At 71.3% G+C, this 3,522-nt stretch carries 2 protein-coding genes and 2 pseudogenes; 2 read left to right on the top strand and 2 right to left on the bottom strand.

Annotation, left to right across the window (positions count from 1 at the left end; all coding sequences use genetic code 11):
- Positions 1 to 209: pseudogene (locus tag RIM90_RS31105) on the top strand (IS5/IS1182 family transposase); the annotation flags it as partial.
- Between the two features lie 562 nt (positions 210 to 771).
- Positions 772 to 1,782: a hypothetical protein gene (locus tag RIM90_RS31100; RefSeq protein ID WP_309064081.1), complete on the top strand. Its 1,011-nt coding sequence runs from the start codon at positions 772 to 774 to the stop codon at positions 1,780 to 1,782.
- Between the two features lie 958 nt (positions 1,783 to 2,740).
- Here RIM90_RS31100 and RIM90_RS31095 read toward each other — a convergent pair.
- Both RIM90_RS31095 and RIM90_RS31090 read right to left on the bottom strand, forming a co-directional pair.
- Positions 2,741 to 2,944: a hypothetical protein gene (locus RIM90_RS31095; RefSeq protein ID WP_309064080.1), complete on the bottom strand. Its 204-nt coding sequence runs from the start codon at positions 2,942 to 2,944 to the stop codon at positions 2,741 to 2,743.
- Between the two features lie 61 nt (positions 2,945 to 3,005).
- Positions 3,006 to 3,522, bottom strand: a pseudogene (locus RIM90_RS31090) (transposase); the annotation flags it as partial.

Genomic DNA, 3,522 nt, shown 5'->3' with positions numbered 1-3,522 from the left:
TCACGGACCGTGGCCACGACCACGACAAGTAACGGCGGCTGCCGTGGAAGCGCGGTGTCCGGCCCGTGATCGCCGAGCGCGGGCAGCCACACGGCTCGGGGCCGGGCATCTTCCGCCGGGTCGTCGAGCGCACCGTCTCCTGGCTGCACGGATTCCGCGGCCTGCGCGTCCGCTGGGAGAGACGCGACGACATCCACGAAGCCTTCCTCGGCCCCGCCACATGCCCGGCCTCCACCACGCCGTCCAGGCCGTCGCCCACATGCATGCACAACCTCGCCCTCGCCGCATGGGCCGACAGGCCGGCCGCCCGCTTCAGGCCGGCTGCACACGGCCTTCTGCCACACGCTTCAGCCGCCCCTGCCGTTCAAGCTCCGCTCTCGAGAGGACCGACACCGCCGAAGCGTTCTCGGGCGGAGGTCAACACGTTCATCAAGGCCGCGCGCCGCCCTCTGAACGCACGGTCGCCGTAGGAGCCAGCGCGTCCACCGGTTCCGCGCCCGCGGACCCCGACGCTCCCGCCCTGCCGCCGGGCAGTTGCGCGCGGGACGTCCGCCTCGAGCGACGTCGCGGTCGTCGGCCGCTGGCTGCTGAGCACCGGCGCTGTCGCCTCCATCCTCGAAGGCCGCTGCGCCCCAGCAGCCGGGGCAGTTCCTCGTCGGCGCTGCTGGGGAATCCATTCCCTGCGGTCGGCCTACCGGTGACCCGCGAGCGCCCCGGACCGGCCCTGTTCGTCAGTTTCGGTGTTCCTAGCACCCGACCAGGAGGTAGCGGATGATCGACTCGTTGGCGGCTGCATGGTGGGCCCCTGTGGGCGCTGTTCCGGTGGTCTGCTGGTGGCTGTGGCCTTACGCGCTGCGCGGGGAATACCGGCGCGAGTGGCGTGGAGCGGTCCAAGGGCAGTGGGCCGACGGTTCTGGCCGCGGACTGCGCGTGGTGCGCCGGCCGGGGTTCACGACCGAGATTCCCTCGCGCGTGCCGCGGCTGCGGACCTTCGGTCTGCTCAACGGCTATGACCCGACGAACGAGTTCCGTTTCCGGGAGCACCCTGCCGGGTTCGGCGGGGCGTTCTCCGCCCCCGTGCCAAGTACGGTCGTGCAACGGCGCAGATGGCAGAGCACTGCCCAGCGGTACGTCAAGGAGATCGACGATGCGGAGACTGTGCTTCTGAACGAGTACGCGCGCACCATCGGCGCCCTGAGCGCGCTCCTGCCTGGCGGGAGACGGCGACTGGCGCGGAAGAGAGCGGATGTGGTGGCGCGTTATGAAACAGCTGCCGAGCAGGCCGCTGGCCGTTACCGGCCGGTGCACGACCGCCTTGCCCCCGTACACGACCGCTGGTGGCGGCAGGTGACCCGGTTGCGAGAGAAGGACAGGCAGGAGCACGCCCGGCAGCGGCGTCTGGGGCAGGAGCTGGCGAACCAGGCGGTCTGGGGCTACGAGATCACCAAACGGGGCGAGCGACTCGAGGTGCGTGTTTTCCGGACCGGCCGACGCCGTCGGCCGCCGACGCAGCATGCCGAGCGCTCCCGCAGCAACCTGACGGCGAAGCAGCTGGCCGACGAACTCGTCCCCGTATGGAATGGCGAGAAACCGTCGAGCCTGATCTGGGAGAAAGGTGCGCGAGCCTCGGTAGAAAGGGCGACCGGGATGTACTTCTCGGACTGGTGGAAGCTCGCCACCGGATACCGCCTTCTGGAGGGCTACGAGCTGGACCGCCACCGCAACCGCCGACACCACCACATGCCCTACCACGGAAGCTACGGCAGTTTCGGCTCCTTCTGACCGCAGCAAGATGTGCGTTGGCGTGGCCGTGACCGAGTCCGTTCCCCGGCACCCACCGCTGCCCATCGGCCAACTCCCCTCAACGAGCGTTGCGTTCGGCGGCGGCATGCCACCAGCCGGGCGGGGACGGGCCGGTGATCCTGGCGGTGGGCTGGTCAGGACGCGGCCCGGGCCGCGTAGGGCGTCGGCGCCGATGTGAACGGTGAACCAGCCGCGCCGGCGCCCGTCGGGTCCCTTGCCGCAGGCCGGGTCCCAGCGGACTTCGTGCGCGGCAAAGGACATCCGGTCGACACCGCGCTCGCGTAGTCAAGCCCGCACGGCCGCCGTCGGGTGAGGGCGCGCCGAGCTTTCGCAGGCCGCGATGGTGGCCCGCTCGGTGCTCCGGCTGTCCATGCCGACCATGATGCCGGAGGCCGACTACGCGAGAGCCGAGACCAGGTCGCTCGCCGCCCCGGCCACACCGGGATCCGGATCTTCCACCAATCGCCGGAACACCCCGGGACCCTCCGCAACAGCGTTCCTGCCCGCGGCCTCCCAGCCGGTCTTCCCCTGGTACGTCGCCGCGTCCCTTCCCGACGGGCCGCAGCGGCGGACTCCCACTGCCTCGCCGAGTGGATCCTGGCCAGCGGCGCCAAGACGTCCGCACGATTCCGGACGGTGTGGTCGCCGGCCAACTCCACCAGGAACGGCATCACATGCGGCGTCGCCTCCGACACGACGAAGCCAAGGGCGCATGCCCGGTCACCCAGTTCGTCCAGTGCCGCATTCGCGAACTCCCCCCCAGGCCAAGGTGGACGGCAGCGACGGCATGTCCCGAGCGGAGCCCCCTGCGCGTCCATGAGATTCCCCCGCGGGACCCGGCACACCCGCTTGAGTACGCGCCCCATGCCCCCTCCCTATCCGATCCTGTCGGCCGGCGGTCTGACAGGCCTCGTGCGCATGACGCCGGGTCCTTGAATTACCTCCCGGACAGGGAACACTCCACCAGCCAGTGGCGGACCGCGGCCCGGACCTGCGGGTCGTGGGAGCCGGAACCCGACTGCGCCACCCACTTGGCAAAGTTCCGCAGCACCGGCGAACGGTGCGGCTCCGGATCGTCGCCGTCCGCCCAGGCATCGCGACGGCCCTCCCAGGGCAGCACGCCGGCCAACTGCCCGGTCATCACGGGAGGAACGAGCCCTGCGGGATCAACGCCCGCTTCGGCCAAGTGCAGTCCGGCCCTCGCGAGGGCTGCCCCCCATGTGCTTCGGATGCTGATATGCCCTCCCCGTCAGGTTGCGGTCGAAGACGGTGGAGTCGTTGGCGTTTCCCAGGGTGACGACGGACGTGAGCAGGCCCCGGCCGTCGCGGGCGGGATGGCCCCGGCGGTCAGCCCGCCGCGGGACCGGCCGAGCGCCTGGCCGGTCGCCGTGCGTGCCGGTTCTTCCGGTCCGTCCCCCGTCGCCGCCCCCTTTCGCGGGCGCCGGCGGCGTGCCGGTGGACCCGGTTGATGGTGGAGTCGGCCGGCACCGTCCACCGTACCGACCCGACGGAGTCGTCCCGGACCTGGACCCGCTCGAGCAGGCGGGCCCGGGTCCCGTCCGCCTCCCAGCGGGCGAACCATTCATAGACCGTCTGCCACGGCCCGTAGAGTTTCGGCAGATCACACCGGGGCTCCCGTCCCCAACCGCCGCAACACCCCGCTGATCACCTGCCGGTGGTTCCATCACGGACGCCCCGCCCGTCAACCCCCGGCAGCAG

Source organism: Streptomyces sp. (assembly GCF_031181555.1).
In the GTDB taxonomy this organism is placed as follows: Bacteria; Actinomycetota; Actinomycetes; order Streptomycetales; family Streptomycetaceae; genus Streptomyces; species Streptomyces fimbriatus.
Note: the sequence above shows the minus strand (reverse complement) of the source record. Positions and strands in the feature narration are given on the sequence as shown.

Coding starts and splice junctions, on each gene's coding strand:
- RIM90_RS31100 (WP_309064081.1), top strand. CDS start 772: ATGATCGACTCGTTGGCGGCTGCATGGTGGGCCCCTGTGGGCGCTGTT.
- RIM90_RS31095 (WP_309064080.1), bottom strand. CDS start 2,944: ATGACCGGGCAGTTGGCCGGCGTGCTGCCCTGGGAGGGCCGTCGCGAT.